The 16066-nt window shown below is 71.9% G+C and carries 14 protein-coding genes; 6 read left to right on the top strand and 8 right to left on the bottom strand.

The genetic code is table 11. From position 1 onward, the window contains the following. Positions 1–7: 7 nt before the first annotated feature. Both cpaB and IE108_RS04865 read right to left on the bottom strand, forming a co-directional pair. Positions 8–715 (bottom strand): Flp pilus assembly protein CpaB, encoded by a 708-nt coding sequence (cpaB, locus tag IE108_RS04860; protein WP_064729585.1) that lies wholly within the window; start codon positions 713–715, stop codon positions 8–10. Positions 716–783: 68 nt separating this feature from the next. Beyond that, a complete protein-coding gene (locus IE108_RS04865; protein WP_064731944.1) occupies positions 784–1731 on the bottom strand; it encodes a hypothetical protein in 948 nt (315 codons plus the stop codon). Between the two features lie 263 nt (positions 1732–1994). Between IE108_RS04865 and IE108_RS04870 the strand changes: the two genes are divergently transcribed. After that, positions 1995–3698 (top strand): chitinase, encoded by a 1704-nt coding sequence (locus IE108_RS04870; protein WP_064729584.1) that lies wholly within the window; start codon positions 1995–1997, stop codon positions 3696–3698. A 206-nt stretch (positions 3699–3904) separates the two neighbouring features. Further along, positions 3905–5143, top strand: coding sequence for a hypothetical protein (locus IE108_RS34735; protein ID WP_372462839.1), 1239 nt, complete (start codon positions 3905–3907; stop codon positions 5141–5143). Positions 5144–5156: 13 nt separating this feature from the next. Here IE108_RS34735 and IE108_RS04880 read toward each other — a convergent pair whose 3' ends face one another. The 6 genes from IE108_RS04880 to IE108_RS04905 form a co-directional block, all read right to left on the bottom strand. Next, positions 5157–6479 carry an Nramp family divalent metal transporter gene (locus IE108_RS04880; protein ID WP_064729582.1) on the bottom strand — a complete coding sequence of 441 codons (1323 nt, stop codon included), beginning with the start codon at positions 6477–6479 and terminating at the stop codon, positions 5157–5159. Positions 6480–6546: 67 nt separating this feature from the next. Then, complete coding sequence (locus tag IE108_RS04885) at positions 6547–7215, bottom strand: hypothetical protein (protein WP_064729581.1); 669 nt, start codon at positions 7213–7215, stop codon at positions 6547–6549. A 76-nt stretch (positions 7216–7291) separates the two neighbouring features. Then, on the bottom strand, positions 7292–8770 hold the full coding sequence (locus tag IE108_RS04890; protein WP_064729580.1) for a GntP family permease: 1479 nt from the start codon (positions 8768–8770) through the stop codon (positions 7292–7294). Between the two features lie 131 nt (positions 8771–8901). Beyond that, complete coding sequence (locus tag IE108_RS04895) at positions 8902–9312, bottom strand: RidA family protein (protein WP_064729579.1); 411 nt, start codon at positions 9310–9312, stop codon at positions 8902–8904. Then, positions 9309–10073, bottom strand: coding sequence for an IclR family transcriptional regulator (locus IE108_RS04900; RefSeq protein WP_064729578.1), 765 nt, complete (start codon positions 10071–10073; stop codon positions 9309–9311). Before IE108_RS04900 ends, IE108_RS04895 begins: the two co-directional genes overlap by 4 nt. Next, positions 10070–11119 (bottom strand): sugar kinase, encoded by a 1050-nt coding sequence (locus IE108_RS04905; RefSeq protein WP_064729577.1) that lies wholly within the window; start codon positions 11117–11119, stop codon positions 10070–10072. Before IE108_RS04905 ends, IE108_RS04900 begins: the two co-directional genes overlap by 4 nt. A gap of 152 nt (positions 11120–11271) precedes the next feature. Between IE108_RS04905 and IE108_RS04910 the strand changes: the two genes are divergently transcribed. The 4 genes from IE108_RS04910 (at position 11272) to IE108_RS04925 (ending at position 16022) form a co-directional block, all read left to right on the top strand. Beyond that, positions 11272–12567 carry an amino acid deaminase gene (locus tag IE108_RS04910; protein WP_064729576.1) on the top strand — a complete coding sequence of 432 codons (1296 nt, stop codon included), beginning with the start codon at positions 11272–11274 and terminating at the stop codon, positions 12565–12567. A gap of 44 nt (positions 12568–12611) precedes the next feature. Further along, positions 12612–14222 carry an N-acyl-D-amino-acid deacylase family protein gene (locus IE108_RS04915; RefSeq protein ID WP_064729575.1) on the top strand — a complete coding sequence of 537 codons (1611 nt, stop codon included), beginning with the start codon at positions 12612–12614 and terminating at the stop codon, positions 14220–14222. Positions 14223–14305: 83 nt separating this feature from the next. Then, positions 14306–15517 (top strand): pyridoxal phosphate-dependent aminotransferase, encoded by a 1212-nt coding sequence (locus IE108_RS04920; protein WP_064729574.1) that lies wholly within the window; start codon positions 14306–14308, stop codon positions 15515–15517. Between the two features lie 82 nt (positions 15518–15599). Then, complete coding sequence (locus tag IE108_RS04925) at positions 15600–16022, top strand: SCO4983 family protein (RefSeq protein ID WP_064729573.1); 423 nt, start codon at positions 15600–15602, stop codon at positions 16020–16022. Positions 16023–16066 lie beyond the last annotated feature (44 nt).

Below are 16066 nucleotides of genomic sequence, written 5' to 3' on the forward strand. Positions count from 1 at the left end.
CGGGCTCTCACTTGTCCTTCGCGAGTTCGTACGTCCGGTCCTTGTCGGGGACCGTGGTGCCGCCGCCGGGCGCGACCAGCGCGAGGCGCACGCGCTGGGCGAACGACTCGGCGTAGGTGATGCGCTGGGCGTCGATGGTGGACAGTGCGAAGGTGATGGGGACGGCGTCGGTGGGTTCGCGGTCGCGGCTGTTCTCGTCGGGTTCCAGCGAGGTGAGTTCGCCGACGTCGATGACCCGGGCGTTGGTGACGATGATCTTCGACTGGGCGGGGGCGCCCTCGCGCTCGCCCTCGAAGGTGGCGTAGACGTTGACGGCCGAGCCCGGCGTGATCTTGCCGGCCACGCCGGTGGCCGCGTCGATCATGATGGCGACCTCCTGCTGCCCCGGCCGCAGGGCGGGCTGGTCGACGACCATGTCGCTCTGGAGCAGCGAGCCCGCCTTGAGCTTCGTGACGGCGATCTTGCCGCGGACCTGGCCGAGGTCGGTGACGGCGTTCTCCGACAGCCAGCGCTCCGGCATCTCGATCTTCTCGAACTGCCCCTCGTCCAGCGGCGTGTAGGGCTCCACGTCCGACTTGAGCCGGTAGGCGGCGACCTCGGGGCCGACCTTGGACTTCACGTCGTTGACGACGGACAGCACGCCCGCGAACGCGCCGAGGGCGCACAGGACGGAGAGGATCAGCAGGATGATGCCGCGGCGCTGACGGGAGTTCATGAGCCGTGCAACCTCATTGGGGGAATCGGGGGAATCGACCGGACGGGATCGGACGGGGCGCTGGGGTCCTACCCGGTGAGGGCCCTTCTCTCACGGCGGCGGCCGAGGGCGGTGTCCCGGCGGTGGCCGAGGGCGGGGTCGGTGCGGTGCCGCGGGCTCCTGCCGCCGGGGGCGTCGTGGTCGGGCGGGCTGGCGGAGCAGAAGACGCAGCGGTCGCCGATGACGTCGATGCCGCACCAGTGGCAGACGCTCTGCCGTACCGAGGTGACCAGTTGGTAGAGGACGGAGAGGTCGGGCAGGTAGGCGCAGAACTCGGTCAGCCGGCCCGTCCCCCACCAGCCGGGTGACTCGGCGGGCAGCGGCATCTCGCGCAGCCCCTGGACGCGCCAGGAGGGGGCGAGGGTGCCGGTGACCCAGTCGGTGGGGTGCTGGCCCTTGGCGACCAGCAGCCAGGTGCCGAACTCGGGTCCCTCCAGGGCCGCTTCGGGTCCGATCCTCACGAGCTGCGGCGCGGGGTGGGCGACGACGCCGAACTGGCTGCCGGGCATCCAGGACCTGGCGTGCGCCTTGAGGTCCACCGGGACGTGGTCGAGCCGGGCGACGGAGCCGAGCAGGGCGCCGGCGTGGACGTAGTGGGTGAGCAGCCGGCCGGCCGAGGCGAGGACGCCGGGGCTGAGGTCGCAGGAGGCCAGCTGCCGCAACTGCCGGGCGAGTACGGCGACTCCGAGGGGCGGCAGGGACGGGCGGAACAGGGCGATGCGGTCGCTCTCCAGGAGGCCGCGGACGGTGTGCAGCCGCCGCTCCACGCCCCTGGGCGCGGCCTGGGAGCAGACCACGATCACGTGCCCGTGCTGGTCGAGGAGGGTCTGGAAGTCGGCGAGGACGTGCTCCAGGGGGCGCCGGTCGACGTCCTGGAGGACGACCGCGGGCAGGGTGCGTTCGTCCTGTGGCGGCAGTGCCATGTCGGCACTGGTCACGGCAATGGCAGTTGGCACGCGCGGCTCCCCGTCTCCCATGCCCGTCGGTCCGCCGGCGTTGCCCCGGCACACCCGGATGACTTCACTGCGTGACTACCCGAGCACTCTAACCACGCGTATGTGACCGGAGAACAGCGTTTCTGCAGCTCTGAACCAACTCGTGGTGCACAACCCGCGGCAAAGCGGGGCAGGTTGAGCATTTCCACCGGGCGCAGGGTCCGGTCCGGACCAACCTCTTGACACCTCAATTGGTCTGGACCAACTTGTACGTCAACGTCCCCACTCCCCCACCGGAGGCCTCAGTGGAGCCCGTACACAGACGGTTCGGCAGACGGACGAAGTTCTGGGCGGGAGCCGTCACCGCCGCGCTCGCCCTCTCGGTCACGGCCGCGGGCCAGGCGTCGGCGGCCGACGTCAACAACGCGAAGAACGCCGGTTTCGAGGCCGGACTCAGCAACTGGACGTGCTCCGCGAACAGCGGTACGACCGTCTCCTCCCCCGTGCGCACCGGCTCCGCGGCGCTGAGGGCCACACCGGCCGGGCAGGACAACGCCCGCTGCTCCCAGAGCGTCGCGGTCAAGCCCAACTCGACCTACAAGCTGAGCGCGTGGGTGCAGGGCGGCTACGCCTACCTGGGCGTCACGGGCACGGGCACCACGGACGTGTCGACCTGGACCCCCGACGCGCCCTCCTGGAAGCAGCTGACGACGACCTTCACCACCGGCTCCTCGACGACGTCGGTGTCGGTCTACACGCACGGCTGGTACGGGCAGTCGGCGTACCACGTCGACGACCTCTCCGTCTTCGGCCCCGACGGGGGCGGCGGCACGGACCCCGAGCCCACCGTCCCCTCGGCCCCGGCCGGCCTGAGCGTCTCCGGTACGACGTCCTCGACGGCGTCCCTGGCCTGGAACGCGGTGTCGGGCGCCACCGGGTACAACATCTACCGCGGCGGCACCAAGGTGACGGCGGTGACCGGCACGTCGGCGACCGTGACCGGCCTCGCGGCCTCGACGTCGTACTCCTTCCAGGTCACGGCGGTGAACGCGGCCGGTGAGTCCGCGAAGTCGGCCGCGGTGACGGCCAGGACGACCGAGCAGGGCGGCGGCGGGGGCGGCGACCTGCCCAAGCACGCCGTGACGGGCTACTGGCAGAACTTCAACAACGGGGCCGCGGTCCAGAAGATCTCCGACGTGCCGGGCGCGTACGACATCATCGCGGTGTCCTTCGCCGACGCGACCACGACGCCGGGCGCGGTCACCTTCAACCTGGACTCGGCCGGCCTCGGCGGCTACACGGTCGACCAGTTCAAGGCGGACGTCCGCGCGAAGCAGGCGGCCGGGAAGAAGGTCATCATCTCGGTGGGCGGCGAGAAGGGCACCGTCTCGGTGAACGACTCGGCCTCCGCGGCCAACTTCGCGAACTCGGTGTACTCCGTGATGCAGGAGTACGGCTTCGACGGCGTCGACATCGACCTGGAGAACGGTCTCAACCCGACGTACATGACGCAGGCCCTGCGCGCCCTGTCGGCGAAGGCGGGCCCGGACATGATCCTCACGATGGCCCCGCAGACGATCGACATGCAGTCCACGTCGGGCGGCTACTTCCGCACGGCGCTGAACGTGAAGGACATCCTCACGGTCGTCAACATGCAGTACTACAACAGCGGCACGATGCTGGGCTGCGACGGCAAGGTCTACGCCCAGGGCACGGTGGACTTCCTCACCGCCCTGGCCTGCATCCAGCTGGAGAACGGCCTCGACGCCTCCCAGGTCGGCCTGGGCGTCCCGGCCTCCACCCGCGCGGCCGGCGGCGGCTACGTCGCCCCGTCGGTGGTCAACGCCGCCCTGGACTGCCTCACCAAGGGCACCAGCTGCGGCTCCTTCAAGCCGTCGAAGACCTACCCGGCCCTGCGCGGCGCGATGACCTGGTCCACGAACTGGGACGCGACGTCGGGCAACGCGTGGTCGAACGCGGTGGGCCCGCACGTGGACGCCCTCCCGTAACACCGGCCACCCCGGCTCCGGCCCCTGCCCGCGACGACGCGGGCAGGGGCCTTCGCGCTGCCGCGTCCCCCGGTCGGCCGCTTCGAGGCCGGGGCGGACGCCCGTGCCCCATGGGGCAGTCGGCTGTGCCTCCGCGGGCCTGGCGCACTCCCCGCGGACGGCGTAGACACGAAGTTCGTCGTTCCCATGCGAAAAAGGACGTTCCGGTGCCCATGTTCGACCACCGTCAAGGGCCCTCCGAGCGGTCCGGCCGGTCCGCGTCCCGTCAGGACAAGGCCGCCGCCACCCGGCCCCCCACTCCGCTGCAGGGGCTGCTCGCGGCGCAGAACACCGCCGGGAACACCGCGGTCGTGCAGATGCTGCGCAAGGCCGGGCACGGCTTCGCGCAGCACACGCACGGCGCCGGGTGCGGGCACGACGCCGGAACAGGTGGCGGGGCCGGGGCGCGGACCTCCGCGCCGGGGGCCAAGGGCTCCGCCGGCGCGCCGCCCGTCCAGCGCGTGGCCAAGGAGAGCGTGTACCAGCCGGACGCCTCGGAACAGTCCGCACAGGTCCCCGACCTGCCCCAGGAACTGGTGGCCGCCATCGGCCAGGCGCAGACCGCGGCCCAGCGGCGGGCGGTCCTCCAGCAGCTGCTGACGTACATCATGGGGCGCTTCGACCAGCTCAACGTCTCCGGCCTGCTCACCGGGGACCAGGCCGGCCTCCTGGAGAACCTGTACCAGCGGGTGCAGGTGGGCTACAGCCACACGCGCCCCGGCGCGATGGCCCACACACAGGAGCAGCTCGGCCGGGCGACCGGGGCGCAGATCGACTCACCGCCGATCGTGATCACCGTCTACCGGTCCGCCTTCGACGGCGGCGCCGCCCAGCTCTACAGCACCCTGCGGCACGAGCTGATCCACGCCGTCCAGCGGTCCATGGTGCCCGACGAGGGCCAGGCGGCGGCCACGGACGACGTCATGTTCGAGGATCTGTACGAGCCCGCGACCGGCGTCCCGACCAGGAACAGCCTGCAGCTGCCGTTGCAGGAGATCGAGACCCACGTGTGGGAGCTGACCCACGCGGGTGAGACCGGCATCGACGGCGGTTACGCCGCCGACACCGTGACCTATCTCCTCCAGTACGCGCAGCAGCTCACCCAGGGCGTGGCCCGGGTGACGGCCGACCAGTTCGCGTACTGGGTGAACTATCTCGCCAGGGCGGTCGGGATGCTCACCGACGCCGCCTCCGTCATCGGCGACCCGAACGTCTCGGCCCAGCTCCAGCAGGCCGCCGCCGCCCTCCAGGCCGCGATCAACAATCGCTCGGGCTCAGGAGGCAGCGGCAAACGCGGAAGCAAGCGTTCGGGCGGAGGCGGCAGCGGCGGCAGTGGCAGCGGCGGAAAGCGCTCGGGCGGAAGCAGCAGCGGCAAGCGCCACCGCAGCCGCCGGACCGCCGCCTGAGGGCCCGTCCGTCCTAGAAGAACTCCGCCCACGGCTGGTCCCAGACCTGCTTCACGCACAGGACCAGGAACAGCAGCCCCGCCACCGTCAGCATGCCGTTGCTCAGCCAGCCGTTGCGCCACTCGCGGGGTGTCCGGGAGGAGTTGAGGAGCCACATCAGGGTGAGGGCGAGGAAGGGCATGAAGGCGGCGCCCAGGACGCCGTAGATGATGATCAGGCGGAAGGGCTCGTCCTGGAAGAGCAGGACGATGGGCGGGAAGGTGAGCCAGAGCAGGTAGGCGCGGAACGCCCAGGAGCGTTCGCGGCGGCCCGAGGCCAGTTCGTCGCCGCGGGCCTCGCGCTCGCCCCGCAGCCGGGCGAGGAAGTCGGCGAACATCAGGCTCACGCCGTGCCAGACGCCGATCAGCGAGGTGAACGAGGTGGCGAAGAAGCCGATCAGGAAGAGCTTGCCGGTGGCCGTGCCGTACTCGGCCTCCAGGACGTCACCGAGCTGGATCAGGCCCTTGTCGCCGCTCGCGATCGCGATGTTGGCCGAGTGGAGCAGTTCCGCGCCGACGAAGAGCATGGCGATGACGAAGATGCCGGTGGTGGCGTACGCGACCCGGTTGTCCAGCCGCATGACCTTCATCCAGCCGGTGTTGGTCCAGCCCTTGGCGTTGACCCAGTAGCCGTACGCGGCCAGCGTGATGGTGCCGCCCACGCCGCCGATCAGGCCGAGGGTGTTGAGGACCGAGTCCTTCTCGTCCGGCAGGACCGGCAGGAGGCCGGCGAAGGCGTCCCCGAGGTTGGGGGTGACGCGGACCGCGAGGTAGACGGTGACGACGAACATGACGCCCACCAGGACCGTCATGACCTTCTCGAAGACGTTGTACTTGTTGAACCAGACGAAGACCAGGCCCACCAGACCGCAGGCGATGCCCCACCATTCGAGGCCCATCACGTCCGGGAAGAGGGCCTGGAGCGGCAGCGCGCTGGACGACATCGCTGCCGCGCCGTACACGAAGCCCCAGATCACGGCGTATATCGCGAAGAACCAGGTGGTCCAGCGGCCGAGGCTCGCCCAGCCCTCGAAGAGGGTGGTGCCGGTGGACAGGTGCCACCGGCCGCAGGCCTCGGCCAGGGAGATCTTGACCAGGCAGCCGATGATCGCGGCCCACAGCAGCGTGTAGCCGAAGTTGCTGCCCGCGATCAGGGTGGCCACGAGGTCGCCGGCCCCGACCCCGGTCGCCGCGACGACGATGCCGGGGCCGATGTAGCGCCAACTGGACTTGCGGGGAGCCGAATCGGCCGTGCCCGCCGCGCCCGTGTCCCTGGTGTTGCCGGTGATGTCCGCCATGGAGGTCAAGAAAGCCCAAGACCGCCGGTCGGACAAGAGGGCGTACGCGGATCTTCACCCGATGCGCTTACTCCTCGGTGCCGGCCGGGGACTTTCCTTCGGGCTTCGCGTCGGACTTGGAGAGCGAGGTCGTGCCGGGCTTCTCGTCGGACGCCGCGTCCGTCTCGCCGTCGGGCTCCGCGTCGGCCTCGGTGGCCTCGGCCGCCTCGCCGTCCTCGAAGTACGCGTCCAGGACCTCGTCCAGGGCGGACTCCCACTCCGCGAAGCGGCCGCGGGAGTCCGCCTCGATCTCGATCGGGTACCAGCGCCGGTCCGGCGTGTGCACCGTGACGGTGAACCGCTTGCCGAAGCGTCCCGTCTCGGTCTCCACGGCGCCGACCTCGTCCCAGCGGAACTCGCAGGCCTGGTCGTCGAGGGAGAGGCGGACGCCCTTGTGGTCGGCGACGATCCGGGCGCGGCGGTCGGCGGCCTCGAAGACGGGGCCGTCCACGGCGGCCGCCTCCTCCGCCGCCTCCTCCGGTTCCGCGAGGTCGTCGGCGGACTCCCGGGCGGACGGTACGGCGTCCTCGACGCCGTCCGTCTCCGGGCCCGCGTCCGCCTCGCCGTCCGCGTCCGTCTTCCCGCCTCTCACGTCCTCGGGCCCACCGGCCGCGGGGGCGGTGAGCCCGGGGATGAAGGCCGGGTCGAATCCGGCGCCTTCCAGGGGCTGGCTGCTCGATCCTCTGCGCTGCTCCACAGCGGGCAGTATGGTCGACAAACCTGTGCCGGACACAGTCGGCCCCGACTTCGTTATCAGACGCCTACACACGCGCCTACACGAACAGGCTCAGCACCGCCGCGACCACGAAGCCGGCCAGCGACAGCACGCTCTCCAGCACGGTCCAGGTCTTGAGGGTGTCCCGCTCGCTGATGCCGAAGTACTTGGCGACCATCCAGAAGCCGCCGTCGTTGACGTGCGAGGCGAAGATGGAGCCCGCCGAGATGGCCATGATGACCAGCGCGACGAACGCCTGCGAGTGGTCGCCCTCCGCGAGCAGCGGTGCCACGATGCCCGCCGTCGTGACGATGGCCACGGTCGCCGAGCCCTGCGCGACCCGCAGCACCAGGGAGATCAGGTACGACAGGACGATCACCGGCAGGCCGACGTCGTTGAAGGTGTCGGAGAGCGCCTGGGCGACGCCGCTGGCCTTCAGGACCGCGCCGAAGACGCCGCCCGCGCCGACGACCAGCAGGATGTTGCCGACCGGCTTCAGCGAGGCCGTCGAGACGGTCTCCAGGGACTTGCGGGACCAGCCGCGCCGGATGCCGAGCAGGTAGTAGGCGAGGAAGAGCGCGATGGTCAGGGCGACGAACGGGTTGCCGAAGAACTCGATGACCGAGCGGAGCGTGGACGGGTCGAGGGCGATGGAGGAGAAGGTCGCGGCGAGGATCAGCACCAGCGGGGTGCCGATGATGCCGAGGACCGTGCCGAGCGCGACCGGGCTCTCGTGCGGCTCGACGCCGGACGCCCGCTGCTCCTCGATGACGGCCTGCTTGGCCTCCTCGGCGGCCTCGACCATGTCCTGCGGGACGGGGACGAAGATGCGGCGGCCGACCCAGGCGGAGAACACCCACGCGGCGAGCACGGCGGGGATGCCGCAGACGATGCCCATGAGGATCACCCAGCCGAGGTCCACCTTCAGCAGCCCGGCGGCGGCGACGGGACCGGGGTGGGGCGGCAGGAAGGCGTGGGTCATCGACAGGCCGGCCAGCAGCGGCAGGCAGTAGATCAGCACCGACTTGCCGGAGCGCTTGGCGGCGGCGTAGACGATCGGCGCGAGGACGAAGATGCCGACGTCGAAGAAGACCGGGATGCCGAAGATGAGGCCGGTGAGGCCCATCGCGAGGGGGGCGCGCTTCTCGCCGAAGAGGCCCAGCAGGCGGGAGGCCAGCACCTGCGCGCCACCGCTGACTTCGAGGATCGCGCCGAGCATGGTGCCCAGGCCGATGATGATGGCGACGTGTCCGAGGATGCCGCCCATGCCGGACTCGATGGTGGAGACGGCGTCGGACTTCTGGACGGTGCCGAAGAGTTCGGTGACCGAGAGGCCGGCCAGCAGGCCGACGGCTATGGAGACGGCGAGCAGCGCGACGAACGGCTGCAGCCGCACCTTGATGATCAGGAAGAGCAGCAGCACGATGCCGATCGCGGCGACGGTCAGCAGGCCCGCCGTGCCGTCGATCAGGGTGAGCAGACCGCCGGTGTGCGGTGGGGTCTCGGCGGCGGCGAGCTGGAGGGGCGCGTGGGACATTCGGGGGTCCTCTGGCTAAACACATGGTGCTTTCGGGCAGGGCGGGGCGCGGCACGGCGCCCCCGGGGGAAGGGGAGCGCCGTGCCGTGCGACAGGCGGTTCGGTACGCGGCGGCCGGGGCCGGAGGGGGGTCAGCCCAGGACGGCGAGCGCGTCGATCTCGATGAGCAGGCCGGCGGGCAGGCCGACGTAGACCGTGGTGCGCGCGGCGGGCGGCTGGGTGAGGCCCTGCTCCGCGAAGTACGCGTTGTAGATCTCGTTCATCTCCGCGAAGTGGTCCACGTCCGTGAGGTAGACGCGGATCATCATCACGTCGTCCCAGGAGGAGCCGCCCTCCTCCAGGATCGCCTTGACGTTGGCGAGGGTCTGGAGGGTCTGCTCGCGCAGGGTCGGGCCGGCCGGGGTGGGGGCCTTGCCCTCCTCGTGGGGGAGGAAGCCGACCTGGCCGGCGACCTGGAGGATGTTGCCCTTGCGGACGCCGTGGGAGAACTTCGCCGGCGGGGTGGTGTGGGTGGCCGGGGTGAGGGCGATCTTGTCGGTCATGTGGTGACTTCCTTGACTGGGGTCCTGCCGGAGTACTCGCCGCTGATGGCGTCCGCCGTACGGCGCACCAGCGGGAGCAGGGTGAGGAGTTCGTCGGCGGTGACGACGACGTTCGGCGCGGAGACCGACATCGCGGCGACCACCCTGCCGTCGGCGCCCCGGATGGGGGCGGCGACGCAGTTGATGGACTCCTCGTGGCCACCGAGGTCGGTGGCCCAGCCCTGTTCGCGCACCTTGGCCAGCTCCTTGAGGAAGCCGTCGGCGTTCGGTGTCGAACGGGCCGTGTACATGGGGTAGTCGAGCTGGTCGACCACGGCTCGGCGTTCGTTCTCGGGGAGGTCGGCGAGCAGCAGTTTGGCCACGGCGGCGACGGTGATGGCGACGGGCTTGCCGATCCGGGAGTACATGCGGACCGGGTAGCGGCTCTCGACCTTGTCGATGTAGAGGACCTCGCCCTCCTCGTGGACGGCGAGGTGGACGGTGTGCCCGACCTGTTCGTTGAGGCGTACGAGGTGGGGGTGGGCGATCTCGCGGACGTCGAGGTTCTCCATCGCCTCCTGGGCGAGGGAGATGAGCCGGGCGCCGAGGCGGTAGCGCTGGTCGGCCTGGCGGTAGACGAACCCGTGGTCGTGCAGGGTGCGCAGGAGGCGCAGCGCGGTGGACTTGTGCACGCCGAGGCGGTCGGCGACCCGGCCGAGGTCCGCGGGGCCCTCGGCGAGCAGCGGCAGGATGCTGAGCGCGCGGTCGACGGTCTGACTCATGGTGTGGGTGCCTCCTCCTCGGCCCTCTCGCCGGCCTGGGTCCAGCCGGGGCCGAGTCGCAGTCTCCCCCACGCGGCGTCGTCGAGGGCGGCGAGGCGGTCGGCGTGGCCGCGGGCGGGGGGCGTGGCGAGGTCGCCGGGGACGGTGAGGGCGGCGGCGGCCATGAGGTGGCCGTGGCGCAGGCGTTCGCGCACGGGCAGTCCGCGCAGGGTGGCGGAGAGGAACCCGGCGGCGAAGGCGTCGCCCGCGCCGACGGCGGCGACGACGTCGACGGTGAGGGCGGGGACGGTGGTGGCGTCGTCGCCGTGGAAGGCGGTGGCGGCGGTCGCGCCCTGCTTGACGACGAGGACGCCGGGTTCGGGCAGCGCGGCGCGCACGGCCTCGGGGCCGCCGAGATCCCAGGCCTCGTCCTCGCCGACGAAGACGATGTCGGCGCCGCGGGCCAGTTCGAGCAGCACCTCGGGGGCGTCCGCGGCGTTCCGCCACAGGCCCGGCCGGTGGTTGACGTCGAACGAGACGAGGGGGCCGCGGGCGCGGCCGGGGCGCCGGGCGGTCAGTTCGCGCATCAGGCCGAGGCAGTCGGCGGAGAGCGCGGGCGTGATCCCGGACACGTGCAGGACGCGGCCGGAGCGGAGGGCGTCGAGGTCCATGGTGCTGACGGACATCGCGGAGGCCGCGGAGCCCGCCCGGTAGTACGCGACCTCGTGGGCGTCGGTGGCGCGGTCGCCGGCGGTGCGGAAGTAGACGCCGGTCGGGCGGTCGGGGTCGCGGCGGACGAGGGAGACGTCGACGCCGTAGCCGCCGATGGCCTCGACGAGGTGGTCGCCGAAGCCGTCGGCGCCGACCCGGCCGGCCCAGCGCGTGGAGTGCCCGGCGGCGGCGAGCACGCAGGCCACGTTGGACTCGGCGCCGCCGATGGCCCGGTCGAAGGAGGGGACGTCGGCGAGGCGCCCGGGCCGCGAGGGCAGGAAGGTGACCATGGACTCGCCGAGCGCGACGACGTCCACGACGCCGGGGGCGGTGCTGGTGGGTCCGGTGGCGGTCACGATGGTGGGGGCTCCCTTGCGGCTGGGTGGGATGCGGCGGGTGGGTCGTGGAGGGTCCGTTGACCCCGCGTTGGCCGAGATGTTAGACACCAGTAAGCGACATACGCAATGACCGTTGCACACAATGCAACACTGCGACTCATGGAGGCTCCGTGGCCCTCGACACCGGCACCGATGCCCTCGCCCGTCTGGCCGAGGAGCACGTCGACCACCGCTTCAAGGGCCTGCCGCCGGACGCCGACGGCCTGACCGTCGCCGAGCTGGCCGGACAGCGCCGCAACCTCTTCACCGACGGCTTCGCCACCCCCGTGCTGGCCCTGTCCGCCGAGCGCCTGGAGCACAACCTCGCGCTGATGGAGACGTACGCGGCCCGGCACGGCCTCGCCTTCGCGCCGCACGGCAAGACCTCCATGGCGCCCCAGCTGTTCCGGCGCCAGATCGAGCACGGCGCCTGGGGCATCACGCTCGCCGTGCCGCACCAGGTGCGGGTGGCGCGGGCCTTCGGCATCGGGCGGATCTTCCTCGCCAACGAGCTGGTCGACGCCGCCGCGCTGCGCTGGATCGCCGCCGAGCTGGACGCCGACCCGGACTTCCGCTTCGTCTGCTACGTCGACTCCGTGCGCGGCGTCGAGCTGATGGACGCGGCGCTCACCGGCGCGGGTGCCGCCCGCCCGGTGGACGTCGTGGTCGAACTGGCCGCCGGCGAGGGGGCCAGGACCGGGGCGCGCACCGAGGCGGACTGCGCGGCCGTCGCCGACGCGGTGGCGGCTACCCGGACCCTGCGGCTCGCGGGGGTCGCCGGGTACGAGGGCGAGGTCCCCGACGCCGACCCGGAGCGCGTCCACGCCTGGCTGCGGCGGCTGGTCGCGCTCGCGGCGGACTTCGACGCGGCCGGACGGTTCGGCGCGGGCGGCCTGGACGAGATCGTGCTGAGCGCGGGCGGCAGCGCCTGGTTCGACGCGGTCGCCGACGTGTTCGCCGAGGTCCCCGGCCTGTCGCTGCCCGTGCTGAAGCTGCTGCGCTCGGGCGCCTACGTCTCGCACGACGACGGGCACTACCGGGAGGTCACCCCCTTCAACCGCGTCCCCGCCGAGGGCGCCCTGGAGCCCGCGTTCCGGCTGTGGACCCAGGTGGTCTCCCGCCCCTCCGCCGAGCAGGCCTTCGCCAACGCGGGCAAGCGGGACGCGGCGTACGACCTCGACCTGCCGTTCGCCCAGGTGGTGCGCCCCGCGGACGGCGGGCCCGAGCGCCCGGCGGCCGGCATCACGGTCAGCGGCCTGTCCGACCAGCACGCCTGGCTGCGCACGACGCCCGAGGCGGAGCTGGCGGTCGGCGACTGGCTGGGCCTCGGCCTGTCGCACCCCTGCACGTCCTTCGACAAGTGGCAGCTCATCCCGGTCGCCGAGGCGGACGGGACGGTCGTCGACTACATCCGCACGTTCTTCTAGAACACGTTTCTGCTGGACACCGTCCCTCTGAAAGGGAGCCGGACATGGAAGAGCTGGTCATCCGGGACGCGGACGTCGTCGACGGCTCCGGCGCCGACGCGTACCGCGCCGACGTCGTGGTCGACGGCGGCCGGATCGTCTCGATCGTCAAGGAGGCGGCCGGCGCCGGCTGCCAGCGCCCCCGGGCCCGCCGTGAGCTGGACGCCGAGGGGCTGGTTCTGGCCCCCGGCTTCATCGACATGCACGCCCACAGCGATCTGGCGCTGCTGCGGGACCCCGACCACAGCGCCAAGGCCGCGCAGGGCGTCACCCTGGAGGTCATCGGCCAGGACGGGCTCTCCTACGCGCCGGTCGACGACCGCACCCTCGGCGAGGTGCGCAGCGCGATCGCCGGCTGGAACGGCTCGGGCGACGACATCGAATTCGACTGGCGGTCGGTCGGCGAGTACCTGGACCGGCTCGACCGGGGCATCGCGGTCAACGCCGCGTACCTGATCCCGCAGGGCACGGTGCGCGCCCTCGCGGTCGGCTGGGACGACCGGGACGCGACCGACGCGGAGCTGGAGCGCATGCGGCGGCTGGTGGCCGAGGGCATGGAGCAGGGCGCGGTCGGCATGTCGTCCGGGCTGACCTACACGCCGGGCATGTACGCGAAGGACGCGGAGCTGACCGAGCTGTGCCGGGTGGTGGCGTCGTACGGCGGCTACTACTGCCCGCACCACCGCTCGTACGGGGCCGGTGCCCTCCGGGCGTACGAGGAGATGGTGGAGCTGACCCGGGAGGCGGACTGCCCGCTGCACCTGGCGCACGCCACCATGAACTTCGGCGTCAACAAGGGCAAGGCCCCCGAGCTGCTGACGCTGCTCGACGGCGCGCTGGCCGCCGGGGCCGACATCACGCTCGACACGTACCCCTACACCCCCGGCTGCACCACCCTCGTGGCGATGCTGCCGAGCTGGGCGAGCGAGGGCGGCCCGGAGCAGATCATGAGGCGGCTGGCGGACGACGAGACCGCCGAGCGCATCCGGCACCACATCGAGGAGATCGGCTCCGACGGCTGCCACGGCGTGCCCATGGAGTGGGACACGATCGAGATCTCCGGCACCGGCGACCCGGCGCTCGGGGAGTACGTCGGCCGCACGGTCGCGGAGTCGGCGCGGCTGCGCGGCGAGACCCCGTGGACGACCGCGCGCCGCCTGCTCCTGGCCGACCGGCTGGCCCCGACCATCCTCCAGCACGTCGGCCACGAGGAGAACGTGCGCGCGATCATGCGGCACCGCGTCCACACCGGCGGCTCGGACGGCATCCTCCAGGGCACCAAGCCGCACCCGCGCGCCTACGGCACCTTCCCGCACTACCTCGGCCACTACGTGCGCGAGCTGGGCGTGCTGTCCCTGGAGGAGTGCGTGGCCCACCTCACCTCCCGCCCGGCCGCCCGGCTGCGGCTGCCGGACCGGGGCCTGGTCCGCGAGGGCCACCGGGCCGACCTGGTCCTCTTCGACCCGGCGACGGTCGCGGCGGGCAGCACCTACGACAACCCGCGCGTGCTGCCGACGGGCATCCCGTACGTGCTGGTCGACGGCCGCTTCGTGATGGCGGACGGCCGGCGCACGGACGTGCTGGCGGGGCGCTCGGTGCGGCGGAGCCCCCGGTGAGCGACCAAAACCGCCCATACCGAACATCTCAAGTGGCGGATAACACGACCCATGGAACGTAACCGGGTCGTAAGCTCACGCACATGCAGGTGATCCAGTCGACCAAGCTCGCCAACGTCTGTTACGAGATCCGGGGCCCGGTGCTCGAGGAGGCGATGCGGCTGGAAGCGGCCGGGCACCGCATCCTCAAGCTGAACACGGGCAACCCGGCGGCCTTTGGTTTCGAGTGCCCGCCCGAGATCCTGGAGGACATCCTCCGCAACGTCTCGACGGCGCACGGCTACGGCGACGCGAAGGGCCTGCTGGCCGCCCGGCGCGCGGTCGTGATGCACAACCAGACCCTCGGCATCGAGACGGACGTCGAGCACGTCTTCATCGGCAACGGCGTCTCCGAGCTGATCGTGATGGCGATGCAGGGGCTGCTCGACGACGGCGACGAGGTCCTCGTCCCGGCGCCGGACTACCCCCTGTGGACGGCCGCCGTGTCGCTGTCCGGCGGCACGGCGGTGCACTACCGGTGCGACGAGCAGTCCGACTGGATGCCGGACCTCGCCGACGTGGAGCGGAAGATCACCGACCGCACCAAGGCGCTCGTGATCATCAACCCGAACAACCCGACGGGCGCGGTCTACGACGAGGCGGTGCTGCGCGGCCTGACCGACATCGCGCGCCGGCACAACCTGCTGGTCTGCTCCGACGAGATCTACGACAAGATCCTCTACGACGAGGCCACGCACACGCCGACCGCCGCGGTCGCCCCCGACCTGCTCACCCTCACCTTCAACGGCATGTCGAAGGCGTACCGGGTGGCCGGTTACCGGGTCGGCTGGATGTCGATCTCCGGTCCGCGCGCGCACGCCGAGTCCTACATCGAGGGCCTGACGGTGCTGGCGAACATGCGGCTGTGCGCCAACATGCCGGGGCAGCACGGCGTGGTCGCGGCGCTCAGCGGGCGCCAGACCATCAACGAACTGGTGCTGCCGGGCGGTCGGCTGCGCGAGCAGCGGGACGCCGCGCACGCGGCGCTGACCAGCATCCCGGGCGTGACCTGCGTGAAGCCGAAGGGCGCGCTGTACCTCTTCCCGCGGCTCGACCCCAAGGTCTTCAAGATCAAGGACGACCGGCGGATGGTCCTGGACCTGCTGCGGCAGGAGAAGATCATGGTCGTCCAGGGCACCGGCTTCAACTGGCCCGAGCCCGACCACTTCCGGGTGGTGACCCTGCCCACGGCCAACGACCTGCGCGAGGCGGTCGGCCGGATCGGGAACTTCCTGGAGGGCTACGGCCAGTCCTGAGCCCGGCCAGAACCCGAACACCCTCAACTTTAGAATCGATCTAATGTAGGATGGCTTCCTGGAGCAATCAGGAGGCCGTCCCATGTACGAAGCGATCCGCAGCAAGTCCGTCCACAGCACGGCGGCCGGCACCACCTCCGACTTCCCCCACCGGTCCCGGGAGGAGGAGCTGGACATCCAGCTCGCCGGCCATCTCGCCGCCCTGCTCGCCGTCACGGACGAGCTGCGCGCGCTGGCCCCCGCCGCCGACCTGGACGCCGCGGCCGGGCGCCTCGCCGAGCAGGTCACGCGGCTGCGGGCGGGCCGGGCGCCGGTCCGGGTCCCGGTGACCGCCGCCCACCCCGAGCCGCACCTGGCGGCCCTGCACCGCCGCGCCCACACCCTGGCGGGCCGCGCCCTGGTGGTGGCGGCCTCCCGCGCCGACACGGCGGCCGCGATCCTCACCGCCGAGCGGATGGACGCGCACACGGCGGCCCTGGAGCCGCGCGAGCTCGCCGCCCACTGAGCCCTTCCGGCTCCCCACGGACGGCCCCGGTCCGCGTGCACCGC

It is taken from the genome of Streptomyces parvulus, from assembly GCF_014648855.1.
Lineage (GTDB): Bacteria > Actinomycetota > Actinomycetes > Streptomycetales > Streptomycetaceae > Streptomyces > Streptomyces parvulus.

Excerpts from the sequence above, each read along its gene's own strand:
- IE108_RS04865 (WP_064731944.1), bottom strand. The coding sequence starts at position 1,731 with ATGGGAGACGGGGAGCCGCGCGTGCCAACTGCCATTGCCGTGACCAGT.
- IE108_RS04925 (WP_064729573.1), top strand. The coding sequence starts at position 15,600 with ATGTACGAAGCGATCCGCAGCAAGTCCGTCCACAGCACGGCGGCCGGC.
- IE108_RS04895 (WP_064729579.1), bottom strand. The coding sequence starts at position 9,312 with ATGACCGACAAGATCGCCCTCACCCCGGCCACCCACACCACCCCGCCG.
- IE108_RS04880 (WP_064729582.1), bottom strand. The coding sequence starts at position 6,479 with ATGGCGGACATCACCGGCAACACCAGGGACACGGGCGCGGCGGGCACG.
- IE108_RS04900 (WP_064729578.1), bottom strand. The coding sequence starts at position 10,073 with ATGAGTCAGACCGTCGACCGCGCGCTCAGCATCCTGCCGCTGCTCGCC.
- IE108_RS04920 (WP_064729574.1), top strand. The coding sequence starts at position 14,306 with ATGCAGGTGATCCAGTCGACCAAGCTCGCCAACGTCTGTTACGAGATC.
- IE108_RS04890 (WP_064729580.1), bottom strand. The coding sequence starts at position 8,770 with ATGTCCCACGCGCCCCTCCAGCTCGCCGCCGCCGAGACCCCACCGCAC.
- IE108_RS04915 (WP_064729575.1), top strand. The coding sequence starts at position 12,612 with ATGGAAGAGCTGGTCATCCGGGACGCGGACGTCGTCGACGGCTCCGGC.
- cpaB (WP_064729585.1), bottom strand. The coding sequence starts at position 715 with ATGAACTCCCGTCAGCGCCGCGGCATCATCCTGCTGATCCTCTCCGTC.